The following is a 21,607-nucleotide window of genomic DNA, read 5'->3' as shown; positions in this document are numbered from 1 at the left end:
TGGCAATGCTTGCATATATGATTATAAAATATCTCACAGATGCTTTGGCTGAACTAAATTACAGTCGAAAATACATCATTGAAAGTCTTGATAAAATAAATTATCTGCAATATATTCATCAAGGGAAAACCCTCAATACTATTCCGGATAACTTATTAGAATGTCAAAAAAAAATTATAGAAATTTTAAAAATAAAAATAGAATAATGTAGGAAAGAAAAAAAATATGACAAAACAGCCATAAGTTGTTGAAAATCACAACTTATAGGGCTGTTTTGTCTTGATATTTTTGGTGAACTTCCGCTAAAAACTACTTATTTTTTGAATAGTATTTTTTAGGGGCTGTTTTTTTAGTTTACATCATTATCTTTTTGCGATAATTTTCGAGGCTTATTTTTCCAATCTTCCGGTATTTCGTTGTTTTTTATTTTCTTATTATCATCCCTGTTGTTACGTTGACGAGGAACTTCAACAAAACTTGCATCTATTATTTTACCTTCATTAACAACTAATCCCGAGTGTCTCCAATTCATTTAAAAACAAATTAAACAAAGGTTCAATTAGCTCTAAATCAGTCAACTGTTCTCTAAAATTCCAAACAGTACGACTGTCGGGAACATCATCAGCAATTGTCAAATCTAAAAAACGCATAAAACTCATCCTGTCATTTATTTGATATTCTACTTGCTCATCAGACAAATTGTAATAACGTTGAAGTATTATAAATTTTGAACATCAAATACATAATCATATGGAGGACGACCTCCGTTGCCTTCAGATAATCTTGTGAGATTTTCTTCAAGCACAATACCCTAAACATTTCAAAACCAACACCTTTATTAAGCCTCTCTAATGGGTCTCCAAGTTGAGACAGTTTTGATAAGCGTATATCTTGGTCAAAAAATCCGTAATTTTTGCAACGTTTAAATCTTTTCATAAAAAATATTGTTTTCAAGCCCTAAAGATACTAATAATAAGCAAGATAACAATGCTTTTTGAGTTTTTAGGAGTGCCCTTTAGTACTGCCTTGGATTTTTCATTAATGCTTTTAAGAATAAAACAGATAATCATTTTGTAACAAGAATAAAGATTAATACATTATACGAAACTGTTGAAGAATTGGATTTACCGGATAAGACAGACCAAGATATTTTAAAAGATGAGATAATAATATTAACATCCGATAAAGCTAAAAAGACAGGCATTATATAAACATAAATTACGTCTTGTAAAAGTTTACAAAGAAGATGAGAATAAGGTTATCAGTATAATATGCAATAACTTAGACCGGAATGCAAGAACAATTGCAGATTTACACAGCCTTAATAACATATCTGTTATTGCAATTAATAATAAGAACAATAGCAAAACAAAGCAAAGGTTTTTCAAATTTTGCAGAAAAAATCAGAATATGTTTATCATTTTATCTGACATTAGACTATGTATGTAACCATATCAGCCAAGAGGTCAAAAGAGTAAGAGGCAAGCCACAGAAGAAAATCCATTTTCAGACAGACTTATTTTCTTTAAAAACAAAAGAATCTAACCTGTTTTATTGGGCTTACAAGATAAATTTAACTAATTTTGAAAAACTTTCGGATGAAAGTGTAATTTTAATTTATTCCGGATTATTTATTCAACTTGAACACTATTTTTCCAGATACCGTGTAAGTTACAACCTATTATAACTGTTATAATATCATTTTCTTTCAAAGGAATAAAAAACTCATGTTTATTGCTTCCTTCACTATTCTCATTTTCAATGCGTTTAATTTCTTTGTCGTTTATCAATAAAGTGATAAAATCAATCCAATGCTCATTTACGGAAGGATGAACTATTCCGTTTGAACCTACTGAAACATAAATCTTTGCATATCCTTTTTCATCAATCTCACTAAAGGTAATCTCAGGTGTATGTTTATTCTCAAATTCGGTAATACTGTCAGTATTTGCAATTAACATTGTGTCTCGATTTACGATTAATTCTTCACGAGTCTTTTTAACTGTTTCTTCCTTTTTAACAGTATCAACAAGTGTCTGTAAATTTTCATCATTATTTTCACAGCAACTGTTCAAAGAAAAAATTACTGCTGCTACTAATAATATAGTCGGAATTCTTTTAATTAAAATTTTCATAGTCTTTTTTTTAGAAAGGACAAATCTATAAAATAATAAGCAAAATTAAGTATCATTTTTTATTAATTATAGCAATAAATACCCACATTTTATATTTTTGTATTATGATTAAAAAAAATAACACTTCTGTTGTTATTCTTTCAGCCGGTTTTTCAAGCAGAATGAAACAAGCAAAGTTTTCATTATTATTTGAAAAAAATAGAACTTTTCTTGAAAAAATTGTCGGAGAATACCTTACTTTCGGATGTGAGGAAATTATTGTTGTAATGAATCCGGACGGAATTAATATAAAAAATACACTTAATTTAAACTTTCCTGATATCGTAAAGTTTGTTCTTAACAAGTTTCCTGAACGTGAAAGATTTTTTTCATTACAAACAGGATTAAAAGCTTTAAAAAAAAACAACTGTTGCTTTTGTTGCTTTATCCAAAACAGTGACAATCCGTTTGTTAATCAAGAACTTTTAACTGTTCTTTATGAAAAAAGAAATGAAGCAGAATATATTGTTCCGGCATATAAGGAAAAAGGCGGGCATCCGATTATGATTAATAAAAATATTATCAAGCAATTAAGCTCAGAAAAGAATATTCATTCTAATTTAAAAGAATATTTAAAAAGATTTTTGATATACCGTCTTAAAGTTGATGACAAAAATATTCTGTTGAATATAAATGATGAGAACATCTACAAAAAACTGTTTTAAATGGGAAATTATTTAAATAGTATTAATGATGAATTTAAAGCAAGGAAGGGAGTCGGCATCGGTTGCTTAATTTCAATTATAATTTTGTTTTTAATTATTATTATATTAACTATTGAGACAGGGGACAAAAATGCCATGTTTACTTTCTTAATTCTTACAATTATACTAACATTTACAACAATAATAATAAAAACATCCCTCCTAAAAATAAAAAAAACAGAAATTGAGATAATAAAAATAATAATTGCTTTTTTAAAATATTCTCAAATTGAAACTAACATAATAAAACAAAATATATTGAAAATATCTAAAGTTTATAAAAAAGATAAAATTGAGAAGCTATTCAAAAAAATTATTTTAACAGAAACAGATGTCAATAAAGCTTGTGACAGATTAGCAACAAAGAAGTCTGAAGTAAAATATTTTGTGTTGTCCGTTTTATTAGATTTATCTGCAAATGATACAATTTTAACAATAAATGAAGAAAATTTTATTGAAAAAGTAAGAATAAGACTCTTAGTTCATAAAAAAACCTATAATTTCATTAAAAATGCATATATAAAACAAGGCTTAAAAGAAGAACGAAAAATAATCGAAGAACAAAACCGAAGAAAACAAGCAAAATCATTTTCAAAATCTTTTCTGCCCTATAAAGCATATAAAATTCTGGGTGTTACTCCTTCCGTTACAAAATCTCAACTAAAAAAAGTGTACCGAACTCTGGCAAAGAAATACCATCCCGATAAATTTTACGGGCAAAGTGACGAAATTATACAAAAAGCGGAAGATAAATTTCAGGAGATTTTGGAAGCTTATCAAATTATTAAGAAATTTTCAGGGAAATAACTAAGAAATACCTGCCGGCACTCGTTTGCAACGAGTACAACAGAGCAAACAAAAAATAAAATAACAAACAGTGTCAGACAAATATAAAATAACAGATAAAGACAGACCTAATCATCAAAATCCGGTTAAAGAATTGATTGTAGAATATCCGTAAGATTATTTATTCAGTTCAGCTCGAAATTATGCAGATTTAGATAGTATGATTGATATTGTTTTAGAATCGGCACAACAAATAACTTGTAATTAATCAGTAAAAATAGATATATGATAATAACAGGCGAAAAGGCACTCGTTGCAAACGAGTGCCGGCGGGTGGAAAAACTGCTTCGATTTCTTCGCTCGCAGCATTTATATCCGTATTTAGTTTCACTTCTTCCTCAGAAATAGCTTTCACTGTTTCTGCATTTTTTGACATAGAAGAACTATCTATAGGAGCCATCTCTAAATTCTACCAGAAATATGTACCAAAAGCAACTCAGTACTTACTCTTTTGGTGGTTTTTCCTTTTTATTTTTTAAGTTTTGCACCATAGAATTATTCATATCTTCAATATTTTTATCTATGTTTTCAATATTTTTATCTATGTTTTCAATATTTTTATCTATGTTTTCAATATTTTTATCTATGTTTTCAATATTTTTATCTATGTTTTCAATATTTTTATCTATGTTTGCGATTTCTTTTTTATCATTTTCAATATTTTTATCTATGTTTTCAATATTTTTATCTATGTTTGCGATTTCTTTTTTAGATTTTACAATTTTAAATTCACTATTAAATTTTATCAAAAGAAACTTTGGATTTCCATTGTATTTAATTCCATTAGCATCAGCATAGGCTTGGATTTCATCTTTGTGCATTTCAAAAAAAGCCTTTCCCCCACCTGCTGCTTCGATATCCGTGAGTGAAAATCCCCAGACACTATCGGGTGGATCTCCCTCTAGATTCTGAAAATCTTCAGCGGTGATGGTGTAGGTTTTTTCTGTAATGCCTCCGAACACTCTCATAAACATACCGTTTTTAATTTCGGCACCTTCAGAAGCTCGAACCGTAACAGGAATCCCTTTATCGGCAAAATTCAATTCGGTTAATTTCATATAAGCTGATGAACTGCTGCTTCCTCCATAATTTACGGAGAATAACCTTAATAAGACGGTTAATAAAAATAGTCCTGAACTTTTCATGCCTATAAAATTTTAATTGAATAGATTATTACAAAAATAGCAAAATTTATAATATGAAAAAATTATTTTACTACCGTGCCTTTGAGGTGCAGAATTTGAAAACTTTTTTTTAAGGGTTACTGTTTTATTAAAAACTCCGCTCGGCGAAGTTTAGCGATAGCGTAACTTCGTCGAACAATAACAGTAGATTTTATCTGCTAAAATGCAACAGCATTTTTTTTAAACAGAGAGAAATTAAAATGATTAAGAAAAGTTAATGTCAACAGCTTATCAACTATTTTCATGAGCGATAGCGAGTAAATAAAAGAACAAGACAAGTTATACTATTTAACATTACAAGTAGTATATCGGCTTGACATGACAGTCACGGTGTAGTTAACAGTCATCGTATCACTATTTCAATTTAATTAAAACAGGTTTTAACCTGACAGTATGTCTGCTGATACATTGATACGATGACTTCGGATACGAATATCAGATTGACATATTTACAAAAAAAGATACAGAAATATTGTTATAGACAGTTTTAAATATAGTAAAAAACACAAATTTTATTTACCTATAAGTAAACAATTGCTATATTTGCAGCAAATATTTACATATGAGTAAAGAAATAATATTCAGAAATACATATTTAGAGCAAGTAAAACCGTATATTGATAAAAATATCATAAAAATTTTTACCGGTCAACGGCGTGTAGGCAAGTCTTATGTTTTAAAAATGACTGTACAATATATTCAGTCTGTTAAACCGGATGCAAATATTATTTTTATTGATAAGGAGCAATACGATTTTGATTTTATTTCAGATTATCATTCTTTAATAAAATATACAGAAGAAGAGCTTGATAAAAACAAACCCAATTATCTTTTTATTGATGAACTGCAAGAAATACAAGAATTTGAAAAAGCATTAAGGCATTTTCAAAATAAAAATATTGCAGATATTTATTGCACAGGCAGTAATGCCGAAATGCTTTCCGGTGATTTGGCAACATTGCTTAGCGGACGATTTATTCAAATTCAAGTAAACACATTGTCTTATTCGGAGTTTTTAGAATTTCATAACTTAAAAACAGATAATACATCATTACAAAAATACTTGAAATGGGGCGGTTTACCTTTTATCAAAAATTTGCAAAAAAAAGATGAAGTTATTTTCGATTATTTAAAAAATATTGTTTCAACAATTATATATAAAGATATTCTTTACAGATATAAAATACGAAATGTAGATTTTTTTGATAACTTAATTCGTTTTATTGCCTCAAATACAGGAAATTTAATTACTGCAAAAAAAATAAGCGAATATTTAAAATCTCAAAAAACAGATATTTCTACCCGAGTTGTAATTAATTATTTAGCTTATTTGCAAAACGCCTTTTTAATTTACAAACTAAAAAGACTTGATATTCAAAGCAAGAAAATTTTTGAGATAAATAATAAGTACTTTTTTGAAGATTGGGGCTTACGAAATGCTTTACTCGGATTATCACATTTTTCAGTTCCTGATGTTTTGGAAAATGTTGTTTTTTCACATTTGAAACAATTAGGTTATACGGTAAGTGTAGGCTTATTAAAAAATCTTGAAATTGACTTTGTTGCAGAAAAATCAGGCAAAACTATTTATATACAAGTTACTTATCTTATTCCGGATAAAAAAATAAAAGAAAGAGAATTTGGTAATTTACTTCGCATTAAAGATAATTACACAAAAATAGTTGTATCGCTTGATACTTTTACAATAGGAGATTATAAAGGGATTAAACATTTACATTTGCAAGATTTTTTATTGCAAAATTCATTTTATTAAAACCCGGTCGGCACTTACCGGATTGCTTGGAGTCATCTGATGAGTGTATATCGAGGGAAACGAGTAAATAAAAAAACAAGATTACTTATCCTGAATTTATTTCAGGAACTTATACTATTTTACATTACGAATATTAGATTGATATATTTACAAAGAATAATTATTATATTTGATTAAAATAAAACTAAATGACAAAAATCGGCTTACTTTCCGACACTCACGGATATATTGATGATAAATTGCTTGATTTTTTTAAAGATGTTGATGAAATTTGGCATGCAGGAGATTCCGGCGATTATGAGTCAGTGATTAAACGTTTGGAAGAGATAAAAACTGTAAGAGCTGTTTACGGAAATATTGACGGGCAAGATATTCGAATTCATTATCCGGAACACAACCGATTCAGGATTGAAGAAGCCGATGTTTGGATTACACATATCGGCGGTTATCCGGGAAGATATGACAGAAAAGTAAAACCGGAAATTTTCAGAAATCCGCCGAGATTATTTATTTCAGGACATTCACATATTCTAAAAGTAGTTTTTGACGATAAATTAAATTGTTTGCACATAAATCCGGGGGCATACGGCAAATCCGGTATGCACAAAGTAAGAACGGCAATTCGATTTGATATCAGAGGTCGAGATTTCTTGAATATGGAAATATTGGAGGTTAAAAGATAAAATATAATAAAAAAGACCGAAACAAATCGATATTTTTATTATTTACTTTTTCATTTAATTTATAATCAGCTTTTTTGAATACCTTAAATTATCAATTGTAATGTTTATAAAATAAAATCCTTCCGATAAGTCATTAATTCTAATACCGGATTGATTAACTTCTTTATAAAATGAGTTTGAAATAGTTTTTCCTGAAATATCAGTAATTTCAACCGCTACATTTTTACTTATTTCTGAAAAATGAATATTAAAATTGCCTTTTGAAGGATTCGGAAAAATAGTAAATAAATTTTCTTGTATATTTTTAACAGAAGAAGCTATGCTTAATGTTGCAATTTCAGAAGTTACACTTCCGCAATCTCCGTTTATTGTAACATTATAATCTCCTGCATCCGAAACTTGAGCATTATTTATTGTATAGGTTGCACTTGTTGCTCCTGAAATATTTGAACTGTTTTTTTGCCATTGATAAGTTATATTATTGCCTTCTGCCGTAACATAGAATGAAACATTGCTTCCTGTTACAGTATTTACATCTTGCGGTTGTGAAATAATATTTGTTTCGGGTAAAATACTTACGGTTACTTGTTCGCAGGAAGAATTTCCGCAAGCATTTTCCCAGCGACCGTAATAAGTAGTTTCTGATGTCGGATATACTACTAAGTTGTTCCCGTTTCCTGTTAAAATATTACCGCAAGAACCGGCATACCAATTAAATATGCTGCCCGAACCACCTGAATATGAAAGTGTTGTTCCGGCAGACAGGCAGGCGGAAGTTTCACTTGCATTAACGTAAGAAGGGGCAACGGAAACTTCCGTTACATTAATTAATTCTGCCGGATTTGATAAAGTAGAAATATCAACGCCCTTTTCAACTTGCCCTCTGTAAATTCTGTTGCTTAATCCGGTAAATTGATGAGAGCTTGCATCTCCTGTCCGGTTATTAACAGGGTTTCCTGCATCATCTTTTAAATAAAAAGTTTGAGTACCTGTCATTGTCGAATAAATTGTCGCAGTTCCCGAATTTGCTCCGCAACCTGCTTCAACTGTTATTGATGCAGACAAAGGAGATGTTAATGTTGATGAAACAGTAAAGTCATCAAAATAAAAACCGTCATCCGTTACGGAAACGTCACTGTGCAATTCAAATCTGAATTTTACTGATTGATTTACATAAGAACTTAAATCAAGCATTTCTTGCACCCATACACTTGCACCGTCATAAACAGGTTCTCCCGAAGGTTGAAAAGAACCTTCCCCCGGGTTTGTATTGTTAGTTGTAACGGGTGTCCATGTTGAACCGTTGTTTGTTGAAATAGAGAATTGAACATAATCCCAATCACTTTCAATATTCCATTTTGCCCAAAATGTTAAATGAGGATTTTCAATTCCGGTTAAATCAATTTCATTTGTAAGTGTTATTGCACTGCTTACATTATTTGTATAATTTCCGCCTTCCGAATCGGTAATTGAATTGCTTGCAGAATGATAATTCTCCGAAGTTACCGACCATCCTGATGTAGTCCAATTATTTAAATCATCTCCTTCGTCTTTAATAATAATCTCCGTTTCGTAATATGATTTTGTAAAAGTTTTACTTAATGAATACGACCCTTGGCTTACGGTTACCGTATATGAAAATTCATCACCGTATTGAATGTTATTACTTAAAACATATGAAATTGAATCTGATTTTTCGTTTAAAGTTTCTGCTAAAACTATATTTTGGGTATTTCCTAATGATGAAAAAACAGCATTGTCTGGTGTAATTGTTACGGTATAATTTCCGTTACCCGATAATCCCATTCTTTTAATATTATATTTTAAATATCCCGTTCTCGAAACATAATTCGGAGAATTATCCGAAAGTTCTGCATAAGGTGTAGCAAAACGAGCTAAATATAAATTTGATAAATAGCTTTCTTCGCATAAAGGAATAATTTGACTTTGCGAAGGCCAAAAACTTTGTCCGGTTTCTTGCGTATAAGCCATAATTTTGGGCTTTGAAGTTTGTTCTCCGTACATCCAATCATCTGCGTCACCGTTAACTGTATAAAGAATTTCCCATCCTTGTCCTACGGTATATTCGTTTTCGGAAGCCATAAGATATGCCGAAGTTCTTAAAAAATTATCATCAGGGGAATGAATTTCTTCATAGCCGTAAGGGATAATAATTAATTCGCTGTATGTGTGATGGTTATGTGCTAAAAGAAATTCATGTTGGTTAGTAAAATCTCTTATTATTTGTGTTTCGGGTTCTGAGAAAGCAGATGCTCCTCTGTAAGTTGAACTTGTTTGGTCAGGAGAAGATCCTATATCATCATATCCCCATTTAAAACCGTAGTTTCTATTTAAATCAACTCCGTCATAATATTCACTAAACCCTCCTCCGTTATTATCTCTTTTATTTTTTCGCCACATTCCTCCTCCGTTGGGGTCGGTTGAATAATTGTATTCATAACCGTCAGGATTAACCACAGGAATAAAATATAATTCTAGATTATCGACTAAATAAGTTATTTCGTCATTTGTTCCGTAATTTTCAAGAAAATACCACATATACCAAATTAATGCTTGCATTGCTGCGGGTTCTCTTGCATGTGTTAATGATGTATAAAGAACTTCCGGTTCACTTTCGTTAACATTCGGGTTGTCGGAAATTTTTATTGCATATATATTTCTTCCTTCATTTGTTTGTGTATTCCCGATTGTATATTTTGCAGAAATTAAGTTTGGGTATAAATTTGTCATTTCATCCAGTTCGGCATAAACTTCATCAAGTGTTAAAAAACCTCCCATAGAACCATAATTAAAGTTTATAGGGGTAACATAATTAACACCTTTTAATGAATTATTGTTTTTGATGACAGATTGTGAATATCTTTCTCGGTAGAATTTTGACATATCTTTGATTATTATGTCGTATTTAAATCCGTTTTCAGATATTTTTTTTATTTCGTTTTCAGATATTTCAAGTTCTATGAATTTTTCCGGCTTACCTTTCAGGCTTTCTAAATCAATTCCTAATTTTTGAATTTTGTTTATTCCTTGTATGTCAGTATAAATTCTGACTTTAGAATAGTTTTGTTGAGCAAATAATTGAATTCCGGAAAATAAAACAATTGCAAATAATAAATATTTAAGTTTCATAAAAGATATTTAAGGATTGAATTATAACTGATAGTATAATCGCTTCTTGGTTGCATTATTCGGATTTTATTTTTGAAATTCTTTTTAAAGAGCCGTATTGAGGGTAAAACTCAATACTGATATTTTCTTGTAAAATTTTTGAAGGAATAAGATTTAATGTCCCTAATTGTGAAATTTTAATAAGTTTTTCAAGAATTACTGTATTGTTATATATTACTTCCGAACTTATATCTGCAGGAATTATGTATATAAGCCCCTTTAAGCCTTTTGGAGCATTTTTATTTTTTTTATTATTGAGGTCTGTATATTCTTTTGTAAATTTCAGCTTATCATTTTTATTTAACTTTAAATAGATATTATTTTTTGATATTTGACTGTTATTAAATGAAATTCCGGTATTTTTAGAAAAACTGAAAAGGAATAATAAACTGTCTGTTTTGCTTTTTTCGGGAATAATACTAAGGTTATAGTTTTTCTTTATTTTAACTTCTTGTCCTGTAAACAAACTCATATATTGCTTTTCTAAATTGCTTAATTCGATAAGCATTGTTTTTAGGGCATTTCCGTCGGGGAAGTTATTTCCGTCGTTTTCGCCTGTAAGTAAGGCATTTCGGTCATCTCTTAATAAAAATAGAACTTCGGCAATTTCTTTTGCTTGTTTTTCAACGGATTTAAAAACTTTTTTCTTTTTAATTATGGGGATTCTTACTAAAACTGAGTCTTTAATTACTTCTTTATAAATTGTATCAAATTTTGTTTCTTGAATTGATTTTAAAGAAAAATCTGCATAATCTAAAATTTTATTTTTTTGAGTTAATTCTGAGACATTTTTTTGTTCAATTTGTATTTTTTCTGCTCTGTAATCATTAAGGTTAATTCCTGCAATAAATCCTTCGGGAGTTAAATTTACCAAATTAGGAGTATTGTTTTTTTTCGTATTTATGCAATAAATATTTGAAGAATCTAAAACGGGAATAGTTTCAACAGAAATGCCGGATATTTTATACTTAACTTCATTTTTCTTTATTGCATTTTTTGTATTAAAGTATAAATATGTGTAATCTGAAAACGGTCCTTTTTGTTTATAAATTTCTGTTATTTCAATATTGATATTTAATTTGGTTTTCGGTAATGCATAAATAATTCCTGCATTATTAATATGGTCAGTATTTGTGCTGACTGTGTAAAAGGTTGAATTACAGGATGATATTGTAATAAAAAATAGTGCTGTGAGAATAAATTTGAATGGTTTCATGGTTTAGTTTTAACTGTAAGAAAGTTTATTTAAACGGGTAATCTTCGGGGTTATCTTTAAAATTTGCAGGGTCTAACAGATTTTTCCCTTTTTCAATATTTTTTTTGTATTCTTCCGATTCCTTTTTTTCAACTTCTGCTTCGTTTATATCAACTCCTTTTTTATATTCAATTATATCAGTTTCGCCATCTTCACTGTAAAAAGTCCATTTTCCTTCTTTCAGGTCATTTTTATATTGTCCTTTTACTTCAATTAAGCCCGAAGGATAATATCTTAATACAGGTCCGTCCATTAAACCGTTTACCAAAAAAGCTTTTAAGCTTGGTTTTCCGTTTTTATGGTATTTCTCCCAAACACCTATTTGGATTCCGTTAACAAATTTCTTTTTATCGTATATTTGACCGTTGTCAAAATAAGTTATCTGAAAACCGTGTAACTTTCCGTCTTTATATTCTTCTTCTTTTATTTTTGTGTCTTCTTTAAAATAAATCCATTTCCCAACTTTTTGCTTGCCTTTATAAGTACCTTCCGAAATCTTTTTCCCTTTTTCATTATAAAAATTTGCATGGGCAAATTTACCTTCGTCATCATAATCAAGTAGTGAAGACAGTGTTCCGTTTTCATGGTAACGTTTTAATTCTCCGGTAGGTTTATTATCTTTAAAGAATACTTCATAAGCAGTAACACCGTTGGAATATACTTTCTTCCATTTTCCTTGTTTTAATCCGTTTTCATCAGTTTGATTCAGTTCACCTTTTTTTATAAGTTCTATTATTTTTGCATCGGGTCTCGGTTCAATATTTAATACAACTTCATTATATTGTTCAAGTGTGTCATTATATATTTTTGCAAGATAATCATAGTAAAATCTTGATTGATTTTTATTTGCTTCATAATAATTATAGGCATTTGTTTTTAAAATTGTGTGAATATCATTAAGCTCAGTTTCAAAAAGCTTTTTATATTTTAAGTCTTTGTCTTTTTTTAGTCCTTTATATAAATTTTTTACAATTGATTTAAAAGTTTTAATATCAGATTGCTTTTTGTAAATTTCGTATTCCGACATTGCAAGATAAAAATACGGAGCAGGCTGTTTGTCATTTTTAGAAATATAATCATTTGATTTTGAGATACATTTGTTGTATTCGGCTTGATTAAAATACGATTCTATTTTTAGAATCTTTTTATCTTGTGAGAATGAAGTTATTGAAAATGCTGATATTGAAATGATAATTAATAGCTTTTTCATGGGAATAGATTTTTTAGTTTATTAACATAACAAAATTAATAACTTTTTGTTGTGTTACAAACATTGAAACAGCTTTAATATGTTATATTTAAAAATCTTTTGGATATTGCAACTTATACTTTAATTTTAAAGTCATAAATATGAAAAACATAATTTTTTGTGCTGAAAATATATATAATAATATCAAGTTTATTAGTTTTAAATTTTATCTCATTCAGTCAACATGAATCAGATTATTGGTATTTCGGAAATTATGCCGGTTTAGATTTCAGTTCAGGAAAACCGGAACCGTTAATAAACGGACAATTAAAAAATTATGAAGGTTGTGCGGTTGCATCAGATTCTGCGGGGAATTTGCTTTTTTACACAAACGGAATGACAGTTTGGAATAAAGAACATCAAATTATGGAAAACGGAGAAGGTCTTACGGGAGATACATCTTCAACACAATCTGCAATTATAATTCCTCAACCCGGAAATGACAACTTATATTATATATTTACTTTTGATGATTTTTTAAATAATAAGAATTCAAAATATAATACTGACGGATTAAAATATTCAATTGCCGATATGACTGAAAACTCAGGATTAGGCAAAATTACAGCGAAAAATATATTGTTGCTTGATTCCGTTTTGGAGAAAAATACTGCAATATATCATCAAAACGGAAAAGATATATGGTTAATTGCACATGAATGGAATAATGATAAGTTTTATGCTTGGTTGATAAGTGAAAACGGTGTTTCAAATACTCCCGTAATAAGTTCAATTGGTCTTTTTTATAACCACGAATTAAACTCAATAGGGTATATGAAGATTTCTCCAAATTCTCAAAAAATTGTAGTTGCTGTTCTTCTTGCAAAGCAATATCAAGTTTTTGATTTTAATAATTTAACAGGAATAATCTCAAACGTGTTTACAATACCTTCTGTTTATTCTGCTTATGGTTGTGAATTTTCTCCTGATGCTTCAAAACTTTACATGACGGGTAACAGAAAATTATTTCAAGCTGACATGAATGCGGGAACTCCTGCCGATATAATTAATTCAGTTACCGAAATTGCAGAACTTAATTCTGATATAGGAGCTTTGCAGCTTGCAAAAAACGGGAAATTATACATCACAAGTGATACTTCGAATTATTTAAGTGTGATAAACTATCCTGACAGCTTTCCTGCCGTTTGCGGCTTTGAACAAGATGCGGTTTATTTGGAAGGCAGAAAGGCTCGTTTAGGTTTGCCTAATTTTATTCAATCTTATTTTAAAAAGCCCGATTTAAAATACCAAAATACTTGTGTTTTTGATGAAACTCAATTTTTTATTGAAAATTTATCGAATATTGATTCTGTTGAGTGGGATTTCGGAGATATTGAGTCAGGAAGTTTAAATTTTAGCACGGAGCTGAGTCCTGTTCATGTATTTTCAAACGCCGGAATCTTTAAGGTTACATTAACGATTTGGTTTAACAATGTTTCTAATGAGTATTCAGAAAATATTAAAATTGTTGCTTTACCCGAGTTAAATTTAGGAAATGATACAATATTTTGTTATACAGGTAATTATAGTCTTAATGCCTATTCTTATCATGCAACATATCTTTGGAGTGATTTATCAATTTTACCATATTTAGATATTTCTGAAAATGGAAAATATTGGGTTGATATTGAGAATATTTATACCGGATGCAAAAATTCTGATACAATAAATGTTGTATTTTCAGAAGCTCCTGAAATCAATCTTGGTAATGATACGAGTTTTTGTGAAAACTCAAGTTACTTTTTAAATGCATATCATCCTTTCTGTACTTATATATGGCAAGATTTATCAAATGAATCGTATTTTACTGCTTATTCCCCCGGAACTTATTTCGTAAAAGTTACAAATGAAGATGGTTGCTTTAATATTGATTCTATTGAACTGGCACATAAATTAATTCCGAGATTTGAATTTCCTGATGATACAACTCTTTGTGACGGCGAAGTTTTATTGTTATCTCCGAATCTTAATAATGATGTTAATTTTTTATGGCAAGACGGAACTGATGAAAATTTCTTTCAGGTAACCGATTCGGGTTTTTATAAACTAAATTCAGAAAATATTTGCGGTTCGTGGTCTGACAGCATTAATGTATATTACCGCTATTGCGGTGATGTTTTTATTCCGAATATTTTTACTCCGACAAACGACGGAATAAATGAATTGTTTATTATTAAAGGAATTGAAGAAGGCATCTGGAATTTAGATATTTATAATCGTTGGGGGCAATTAGTCAACCGTTTTAACAAATACAATAATAATTGGGACGGAACAGACTTTTTCGGTCGAAAATTGGCAAGCACGACTTATTATTATATTTTAACAAATCCGAATATCGCTGAAGTATATAAAGGAACTGTTCGTATAATGTATTCTGATTAATTTTAATATGCAATATCAAGTTTGTGATTGTTTTTAAATGAATTATAAACTCTAACAAAATCATTTTCCGGAATCTCCAGTACTATTTTGCAACTCAATTGAAAATCTTGTTCTTTAATATTCAAATTATTATCCTTTATTATTCGCATAACATCATTCATTTGAGGATATTCAAATTTAACTGTCAGCTCTTTTGTAATCGTTTTTATAATTATTTTGGCATTATTAATTGCATCTTCGGCGGCCGAACCGTATGCGTTTATTAATCCCGGAATACCTAATTTTGTTCCCCCGAAATACCTAACTACAATTATCAGAATATCAGTAAGTTCGTATGATTTTATTTTGCCTAAAACAGGAGGCCCCGATGAATTTGAAGGTTCTCCGTCATCACTTGCTCTGAAAATTTTCATGTCCGAACCTAAGCGGTATGCATAAACATGGTGTCGTGCATCGTGATATTCTTTTCTGACCGATTCTCTGATTATTCTAATCTCTTCATCTGTTTTAACGGGAAAAGCAAGTGCATAAAATTTGCTGCTTCGATCTTTAAAAAAGCCTTCTGATTTTGATTTTATGGTTTTATATTGATCGGAATTCATTTTTGTTTAATAAAATTAATTCTTCTGTTCAATCTCTTCCGGGCATTTCAAAAAAACAAGAAAAAAATACATACCTTTGACTCAATTAATTCTCAAAACTATAAAAGTAAATAAAAATGACAATATTAGATTTAAAACCTACGGAGATTTGGAAATATTTTGATGAAATAACAAAAATACCGAGACCCTCAAAAAAAGAAGAAAAAATAATTCAATACTTATTAGATTTTGCAAAGAAACATAATTTGGAAGCAGAAAAAGACGAAGTTGATAATATAATAATCAGAAAACCTGCAACTCCGGGGAAAGAAAACTCTGAAACTGTTATTCTACAAAGTCATTCAGACATGGTTTGTGAAAAAAATGCCGATACAGTGCATGATTTTGACAATGACCCTATTCAAACATATATTGACGGAGATTGGGTAAAAGCAAAAGGAACAACACTTGGTGGTGATGATGGTATAGGGATTGCCGCAACACTTGCTGTTTTAGCATCAAACGATATTAAACACGGACCTATTGAAGCATTATTTACAGCCGACGAAGAAACCGGAATGACCGGAGCTTTCGGTTTGCAACCGGGATTTATGAAAGGTAAAATATTGATTAATTTAGATTCGGAAGATGAAGGAGAGTTATTTATCGGTTGTGCCGGCGGAATGGATACTGTTGCTGAATTTAAATATTCAACAAAATTAGTTCCGCAAGAATCTGTTGCTTATAAAATATCTGTAACAGGCTTAAACGGAGGGCATTCCGGAGATGAAATTGACAGCGGATTAGGAAATGCCAATAAGATTCTTAATCGTTTAATTTTAACTGCATCTAAAAAATTTAATGTTCGATTAGCTGATTTTAACGGCGGAAATTTAAGAAATGCAATCGCAAGAGAAGCGTTCGGAATAATTACCGTTAAAGAAAAAAATGAAGCCGAATTTAAAAAGCTGATTTTTGAACTTTCTGAAAATATTAAAAATGAATTTTCCGTAACGGAAAAAAATCTGTCAATAGCACTTGAGAATGTTGAACTTCCTGAATTTGTAATTTCTAAAAAAGTTCAAAGAAGATTAATGCATTCGCTTTATGCTTGTTGGCACGGTGTATATGCCATGAGTTCGGATATGCCCGGTTTGGTAGAAACTTCTACAAATTTAGCATCAGTAAAATTTATTGAAGATAATTACATAAGAATTGAAACCAGCCAAAGAAGTTCTGTTGAAAGCGGAAAATATGATATGGCACAAACTGTTGCATCTGTTTTTAAATTAGCCGGAGCAAAAGTAACGCAAGGTGACGGATACCCCGGTTGGAAACCGAATACTGATTCTAAAATAATGAAAATTACTGAAACATCTTATAAAAAGTTATTTAATGTTAAACCTGACGTAAAAGCCATTCATGCCGGTTTGGAATGTGGTTTATTTCTTGAAAAATACCCTTATTTAGATATGATTTCATTCGGACCGACTATAAAAGGAGCACACTCTCCCGATGAAAGAATGAATATTCCTACGGTTCAAAAATTTTGGGATTTATTGGCTGATGTTTTGGAGAATATATAAATTATTTGACCTACGAGTTGTGAGTTAAAATTATCTTAAAATAGTAACTGTAACTCACAACTCACAAATTTGTATTCATGTCCAACACTTGGTTTCAATTTAAAAAATTCCGAATTAATCAGGACAAAACAGCAATGAAAGTCGGGGTTGACAGTGTTTTGTTAGGAGCAACCGTTAATTTTAATAATCCCGAAAATGTTTTAGATATAGGTGCCGGAACAGGCATCTTATCTTTTATGGCAGAACAAAAAACTGATGCTCAAATTGTTGCAGTTGAAATAAATGAAGGTGCTTTCAAACAAAGTGTTGAAAATGTTGCTTTAAACAATAAAATTAAAAACATAAAGGTTTTTCATATTTCAGCTCAAAATTTTGCACGACAAACAACTCAAAAGTTTGATTTTATAATAACAAATCCTCCTTTTTTTGAAAATTCATTTAAATCTGAAAACAAATCTCGAAATACGGCAAGGCACACAGAAGAATTATCTTATTCTGAACTTATTTCAATTGTTTCAATATTACTGTCTGATAAAGGAATTTTTGCATTAATATTACCGTTTGAGAAACATAAAAAATTTATGCAACTGTCTTTTGAAAAGCAACTCTTCTGCAAAAGAAAAATTATTATATTCCCCAATGAAAAAAAGAAACCGAACAGAATAATTTTTGAGCTTTCAAGAATTAAAAACAAGATGATTACGGAAGAGATAATAATAAGAAACAGCATAACAAATAATTATTCTGAACAATATAAAGAACTGACAAAAGATTTTTATTTAAACTGTTAGCAGATAAAACCAAATTTATTAATTTTAGCGAAATTTAAATTTAATTTTCCGACATGAATTTAGAGCAATATTTTACACAATTCAGAAAAAATATAATCGGTATTGATGCTGAATTTAAAACACCTTACGGTACAAAAAAAATGATTTATGCCGATTGGATTGCCAGCGGAAGATTATATGAGCCGATTGAAGAAATTATGCAAAAAAGAATTGCTCCGATGGTCGGCAATACTCATTCAGAAGCATCTGAAACAGGTGTTATAATGACAATGCTCTACAAACAAGCAAAAAATATTATAAAAAATCACGTTAATGCAAGTGAAGATGATTGTTTAATTACGGAAGGCTCGGGTATGACAGGTGCAGCAAATAAATTAATGAGAATACTCGGTTTAAGTATTCCCGACCAAGCTGAAAAGTATATAATTAAAGACATCCCCGAAGAAGAAATTCCTGTTGTATTTGTAACTTATATGGAACATCACTCTAATCATACGGCATGGCTCGAAACTATTGCAGATGTTGTTGTTTTGCTCCCCGAAGATGAAGTTGATTTGCCCGGAGAACTCGAAAAAGAAATTGTAAAATATAAAAATCGAAAAGTTAAAATAGGTTCGTTCAGTGCCGGCTCAAATGTAACGGGTATTATTCCCGATTATCATAAATTAGCCGAAATAATGCATAAATACGACGGAATTGCATTTGCCGATTTTGCAGCTTCCGCACCTTATATAAATGTGAATATGCATCCCGAAAATAAACTGCAAAGTTTAGATGCAATTTTCTTTTCGCCTCATAAAGCTCTCGGCGGTCCCGGAAGTGCAGGCGTATTAATTTTTAATAAGAAGCTTTATAAAAATAAAAGACCCGATAATCCCGGAGGAGGTACTGTTCTGTGGACAAACCGTTGGAATGAATATGCATATCTTGAAAATATCGAAGAAAGAGAAGACGGCGGAACTCCTGCATTTCTGCAAACAATGAGAGTTGCTTTAACTTTAAGATTAAAAGAAAAAATGGGAGTTGAAAATATTCTTGAAAGAGAGCATGAACTTTTACAAAAAGCATATAAAGAATTTGATAAAATCCCTGAAATTAATATTTTGGCTGATAATCAGAGAGAAAGGCTTGGTGTTATTTCTTTTTATACAGAAAAAATTCATCATAATTTAATAGTAAAATTGTTGAACGACAGATTCGGAGTTCAAGTAAGAGGCGGCTGTTCATGTGCAGGAACATACGGGCATTATTTATTGCATGTTTCAAAACAAGAATCTCACAGAATTACAAAAATGATTGATGCCGGTGATTTAACCGAAAAACCGGGCTGGGTAAGACTCTCATTACATCCGGTAATGACTGATGCCGAATTAGACTTTATTTTAGATGCAATAAAACAAATTGTAACAAATATTAAAAAATGGGAAAAAGATTATAAGTTTGACAAAAGTGTCGGCGAATTTTTCCATAAAGATGTTAAGCGAAAAGTTCCTGAGGCTTTTGACAGTTGGTTTGAGGTTTAAATATGAAAAAATACAACAACATTCCCATCTTCATACCCGAATTAGCTTGCCCGCATCAATGTGTTTTTTGTGACCAAACGAAAATCAGCGGTATTCAAAATATTCCGCAAGCTAAAGATGTTCCGGATATTGTAAATCAATATCTGCAAACCATTCCGAAAAAAAATCATATTAATATTGCCTTTTTCGGCGGGAGTTTTACAGGAATTCCTTTTGAATTGCAAGAAAGTTATTTAAAAGAAGCCTATAAATTTGTTGAAACAAAACAAGTTGCAGGAATAAGATTATCAACCCGCCCCGATTATATAAATACAGAAATTTTAGATTTACTCAAAAAATACGGGGTTGAAACCATTGAACTTGGTGCACAATCAACCGACAATTATGTTTTGCAAAAATCGGGTAGGGGACATACATACAATGATATTGAAAACGCATCTGAATTAATAAACAGTTACGGATTTAAACTCGGTTTGCAAATGATGATAGGTTTACCGGGCGATACAATTGAAAAGTCATTACAAACTACAAAAGATATTATTAACTTGGGAGCAGAGAATACACGCATTTATCCAACATTGGTCGTAAAAGGAACAGCTCTTGAAAAAATGTATCATTCAGGTAAATACAAGGTTTTACAACTTGGCGAAGCCGTTGAAATAACGAAAGTTGTGTATAAATTATTTGATGAAAATAATGTGAAAATCATTAGAACCGGTTTGCATCCTTCGGAGGAATTAACTTATGAAAAATCATTAATTGCAGGACCGTATCATGTGTCTTTTAAAGAGCTGGTTTTAACCGAAATTTGGGCTGATATTTTAGACAAAAGACTAAAAGATATAAATTCAGAAAGCATTGTAATTCAGGTAAATAGTACACAGTTGAATTATGCCGTAGGTTTTAAATCTAAGAATAAAAATAAGTTGTTGAAAGAATATAAAGTTGTAAAATTTGAAGTAAATGATTCTTTACAAAAATTTGAAATAAATGTTAGCTGTTATTGATGTACGTTCTTCTGAAGAAGCAAAAACAAATTTGGAAAAATATGTTGATGACATCTTGTTTTTTGAAACAAACGGAATAACATATAATGCAATTTCAGGGCATCCTGATATTTTTATATTTCAATATAAAAATGAATTGATTATTGCACCTAACTCTCCTGAACTACTTATTAATTTTCTTAAAAAACATAATGTAAATTATAAAACAGGGATAAGTAAAATTGATGAAACCTTTGAAAATAGTGTGAAATATAACTGTGTAACCGGTGATAATTTCTTTCTGCATAAAAAAGGAATGACTGAAAAAATAATTCTTGAAAATAATTCCGATAAAAAATATATTAATTTGCCGCAAGCATATACACGTTGCAGTATGATTCATTTGAAAAATAATGTGTTTATCAGTTCAGATTTAGGTATAAAAAAAGTATTAGACAATAACAATTTGAAAAACTTTTACTTTTCTCCGGAAAATATAAAAATAATTGACCATAAAAACGGATTTTTAGGTGGTACTTGCGGAGTATTTGAGAATAAAATCTTTTTTAACGGAAATATTGATAAACATAAAGACGGAGTTGGCTTACGAAATTTCGTAACAAATTTAGATTATGAGATAATCTGTTTGCATGATGATTTTTTGTATGACGGCGGCGGTATCTTTTTTGTGGAATAAAGT

Annotated in this window: 20 protein-coding genes and 1 pseudogene; 12 read left to right on the top strand and 9 right to left on the bottom strand. The window is 30.1% G+C overall.

Annotated features, from left to right (window positions below):
• A partial coding sequence (locus L3J35_05895) for a hypothetical protein (GenBank protein ID MCF6365718.1) occupies nucleotides 1-206 on the top strand: 206 nt, incomplete at its 5' end.
• 143 nt (nucleotides 207-349) lie between these two features.
• On the opposite strand, the gene L3J35_05890 is transcribed toward L3J35_05895, so the two are convergent.
• Together L3J35_05890 and L3J35_05885 are read right to left on the bottom strand one after the other, a co-directional pair.
• Nucleotides 350-532, bottom strand: coding sequence for a hypothetical protein (locus tag L3J35_05890; protein ID MCF6365717.1), 183 nt, complete (start codon nucleotides 530-532; stop codon nucleotides 350-352).
• Complete coding sequence (locus L3J35_05885) at nucleotides 501-698, bottom strand: transposase (protein ID MCF6365716.1); 198 nt, start codon at nucleotides 696-698, stop codon at nucleotides 501-503. Before L3J35_05885 ends, L3J35_05890 begins: the two co-directional genes overlap by 32 nt.
• 259 nt (nucleotides 699-957) lie before the next feature.
• Here L3J35_05885 and L3J35_05880 point away from each other — a divergent pair.
• Nucleotides 958-1,525: pseudogene (locus tag L3J35_05880) on the top strand (IS4 family transposase).
• A 106-nt stretch (nucleotides 1,526-1,631) separates the two neighbouring features.
• Here L3J35_05880 and L3J35_05875 read toward each other — a convergent pair.
• On the bottom strand, nucleotides 1,632-2,135 hold the full coding sequence (locus L3J35_05875; protein MCF6365715.1) for a class II SORL domain-containing protein: 504 nt from the start codon (nucleotides 2,133-2,135) through the stop codon (nucleotides 1,632-1,634).
• Between the two features lie 104 nt (nucleotides 2,136-2,239).
• Between L3J35_05875 and L3J35_05870 the strand changes: the two genes are divergently transcribed.
• Together L3J35_05870 and L3J35_05865 are read left to right on the top strand one after the other, a co-directional pair.
• A complete protein-coding gene (locus tag L3J35_05870) occupies nucleotides 2,240-2,839 on the top strand; it encodes an NTP transferase domain-containing protein (protein MCF6365714.1) in 600 nt (199 codons plus the stop codon).
• Nucleotides 2,840-3,685 (top strand): DnaJ domain-containing protein, encoded by an 846-nt coding sequence (locus L3J35_05865; protein ID MCF6365713.1) that lies wholly within the window; start codon nucleotides 2,840-2,842, stop codon nucleotides 3,683-3,685.
• A 247-nt stretch (nucleotides 3,686-3,932) separates the two neighbouring features.
• Here L3J35_05865 and L3J35_05860 read toward each other — a convergent pair whose 3' ends face one another.
• Both L3J35_05860 and L3J35_05855 read right to left on the bottom strand, forming a co-directional pair.
• On the bottom strand, nucleotides 3,933-4,124 hold the full coding sequence (locus L3J35_05860; GenBank protein MCF6365712.1) for a hypothetical protein: 192 nt from the start codon (nucleotides 4,122-4,124) through the stop codon (nucleotides 3,933-3,935).
• Between the two features lie 43 nt (nucleotides 4,125-4,167).
• Nucleotides 4,168-4,869: a hypothetical protein gene (locus L3J35_05855; protein ID MCF6365711.1), complete on the bottom strand. Its 702-nt coding sequence runs from the start codon at nucleotides 4,867-4,869 to the stop codon at nucleotides 4,168-4,170.
• Nucleotides 4,870-5,470: 601 nt separating this feature from the next.
• Between L3J35_05855 and L3J35_05850 the strand changes: the two genes are divergently transcribed.
• On the top strand, nucleotides 5,471-6,682 hold the full coding sequence (locus L3J35_05850) for an ATP-binding protein (GenBank protein ID MCF6365710.1): 1,212 nt from the start codon (nucleotides 5,471-5,473) through the stop codon (nucleotides 6,680-6,682).
• 188 nt (nucleotides 6,683-6,870) lie between these two features.
• Entirely contained in the window at nucleotides 6,871-7,365 is a 495-nt protein-coding gene (locus L3J35_05845) for a metallophosphatase family protein (protein MCF6365709.1), read from the top strand.
• 54 nt (nucleotides 7,366-7,419) lie between these two features.
• On the opposite strand, the gene L3J35_05840 is transcribed toward L3J35_05845, so the two are convergent.
• From L3J35_05840 to L3J35_05830, 3 genes are read right to left on the bottom strand one after another with little or no spacing between them, the layout of a single operon-like run.
• Nucleotides 7,420-10,515 carry an immune inhibitor A gene (locus tag L3J35_05840; protein MCF6365708.1) on the bottom strand — a complete coding sequence of 1,032 codons (3,096 nt, stop codon included), beginning with the start codon at nucleotides 10,513-10,515 and terminating at the stop codon, nucleotides 7,420-7,422.
• Between the two features lie 55 nt (nucleotides 10,516-10,570).
• Entirely contained in the window at nucleotides 10,571-11,770 is a 1,200-nt protein-coding gene (locus tag L3J35_05835) for a DUF4831 family protein (protein ID MCF6365707.1), read from the bottom strand.
• A 25-nt stretch (nucleotides 11,771-11,795) separates the two neighbouring features.
• On the bottom strand, nucleotides 11,796-13,019 hold the full coding sequence (locus L3J35_05830) for a hypothetical protein (protein ID MCF6365706.1): 1,224 nt from the start codon (nucleotides 13,017-13,019) through the stop codon (nucleotides 11,796-11,798).
• A 159-nt stretch (nucleotides 13,020-13,178) separates the two neighbouring features.
• On the opposite strand from L3J35_05830, the gene L3J35_05825 reads away from it, so the two are divergent.
• The gene (locus L3J35_05825) at nucleotides 13,179-15,440 is read left to right on the top strand and encodes a gliding motility-associated C-terminal domain-containing protein (GenBank protein MCF6365705.1); all 2,262 of its coding nucleotides are present in this window, start codon (nucleotides 13,179-13,181) and stop codon (nucleotides 15,438-15,440) included.
• Between the two features lie 2 nt (nucleotides 15,441-15,442).
• Here L3J35_05825 and L3J35_05820 read toward each other — a convergent pair whose 3' ends face one another.
• Complete coding sequence (locus L3J35_05820; protein ID MCF6365704.1) at nucleotides 15,443-16,042, bottom strand: IMPACT family protein; 600 nt, start codon at nucleotides 16,040-16,042, stop codon at nucleotides 15,443-15,445.
• Nucleotides 16,043-16,158: 116 nt separating this feature from the next.
• On the opposite strand from L3J35_05820, the gene L3J35_05815 reads away from it, so the two are divergent.
• The 5 genes from L3J35_05815 (at nucleotide 16,159) to L3J35_05795 (ending at nucleotide 21,604) form a co-directional block, all read left to right on the top strand.
• Entirely contained in the window at nucleotides 16,159-17,607 is a 1,449-nt protein-coding gene (locus L3J35_05815; GenBank protein MCF6365703.1) for an aminoacyl-histidine dipeptidase, read from the top strand.
• A 77-nt stretch (nucleotides 17,608-17,684) separates the two neighbouring features.
• Nucleotides 17,685-18,398 carry a methyltransferase gene (locus L3J35_05810; protein MCF6365702.1) on the top strand — a complete coding sequence of 238 codons (714 nt, stop codon included), beginning with the start codon at nucleotides 17,685-17,687 and terminating at the stop codon, nucleotides 18,396-18,398.
• A gap of 53 nt (nucleotides 18,399-18,451) precedes the next feature.
• Nucleotides 18,452-19,921 carry an aminotransferase class V-fold PLP-dependent enzyme gene (locus tag L3J35_05805; protein MCF6365701.1) on the top strand — a complete coding sequence of 490 codons (1,470 nt, stop codon included), beginning with the start codon at nucleotides 18,452-18,454 and terminating at the stop codon, nucleotides 19,919-19,921.
• 2 nt (nucleotides 19,922-19,923) lie between these two features.
• Nucleotides 19,924-20,928 (top strand): radical SAM protein, encoded by a 1,005-nt coding sequence (locus tag L3J35_05800; protein ID MCF6365700.1) that lies wholly within the window; start codon nucleotides 19,924-19,926, stop codon nucleotides 20,926-20,928.
• Nucleotides 20,912-21,604: a hypothetical protein gene (locus tag L3J35_05795; GenBank protein MCF6365699.1), complete on the top strand. Its 693-nt coding sequence runs from the start codon at nucleotides 20,912-20,914 to the stop codon at nucleotides 21,602-21,604. The genes L3J35_05800 and L3J35_05795 overlap by 17 nt, the downstream gene beginning before the upstream one ends.
• Nucleotides 21,605-21,607: the final 3 nt, after the last annotated feature.

This window comes from Bacteroidales bacterium (genome assembly GCA_021648725.1).
Lineage (GTDB): Bacteria > Bacteroidota > Bacteroidia > Bacteroidales > JAADGE01 > JAADGE01.
The sequence above is the reverse complement of the archived record's forward strand: the minus strand, read 5'-3'. Positions and strand labels throughout refer to the sequence as shown.

Coding starts and splice junctions, on each gene's coding strand:
- L3J35_05835 (MCF6365707.1), bottom strand. CDS start 11,770: ATGAAACCATTCAAATTTATTCTCACAGCACTATTTTTTATTACAATA.
- L3J35_05815 (MCF6365703.1), top strand. CDS start 16,159: ATGACAATATTAGATTTAAAACCTACGGAGATTTGGAAATATTTTGAT.
- L3J35_05855 (MCF6365711.1), bottom strand. CDS start 4,869: ATGAAAAGTTCAGGACTATTTTTATTAACCGTCTTATTAAGGTTATTC.
- L3J35_05840 (MCF6365708.1), bottom strand. CDS start 10,515: ATGAAACTTAAATATTTATTATTTGCAATTGTTTTATTTTCCGGAATT.
- L3J35_05810 (MCF6365702.1), top strand. CDS start 17,685: ATGTCCAACACTTGGTTTCAATTTAAAAAATTCCGAATTAATCAGGAC.
- L3J35_05805 (MCF6365701.1), top strand. CDS start 18,452: ATGAATTTAGAGCAATATTTTACACAATTCAGAAAAAATATAATCGGT.
- L3J35_05875 (MCF6365715.1), bottom strand. CDS start 2,135: ATGAAAATTTTAATTAAAAGAATTCCGACTATATTATTAGTAGCAGCA.
- L3J35_05865 (MCF6365713.1), top strand. CDS start 2,840: ATGGGAAATTATTTAAATAGTATTAATGATGAATTTAAAGCAAGGAAG.
- L3J35_05870 (MCF6365714.1), top strand. CDS start 2,240: ATGATTAAAAAAAATAACACTTCTGTTGTTATTCTTTCAGCCGGTTTT.
- L3J35_05860 (MCF6365712.1), bottom strand. CDS start 4,124: ATGGCTCCTATAGATAGTTCTTCTATGTCAAAAAATGCAGAAACAGTG.
- L3J35_05845 (MCF6365709.1), top strand. CDS start 6,871: ATGACAAAAATCGGCTTACTTTCCGACACTCACGGATATATTGATGAT.
- L3J35_05850 (MCF6365710.1), top strand. CDS start 5,471: ATGAGTAAAGAAATAATATTCAGAAATACATATTTAGAGCAAGTAAAA.
- L3J35_05830 (MCF6365706.1), bottom strand. CDS start 13,019: ATGAAAAAGCTATTAATTATCATTTCAATATCAGCATTTTCAATAACT.
- L3J35_05890 (MCF6365717.1), bottom strand. CDS start 532: ATGAATTGGAGACACTCGGGATTAGTTGTTAATGAAGGTAAAATAATA.
- L3J35_05795 (MCF6365699.1), top strand. CDS start 20,912: ATGTTAGCTGTTATTGATGTACGTTCTTCTGAAGAAGCAAAAACAAAT.
- L3J35_05820 (MCF6365704.1), bottom strand. CDS start 16,042: ATGAATTCCGATCAATATAAAACCATAAAATCAAAATCAGAAGGCTTT.
- L3J35_05800 (MCF6365700.1), top strand. CDS start 19,924: ATGAAAAAATACAACAACATTCCCATCTTCATACCCGAATTAGCTTGC.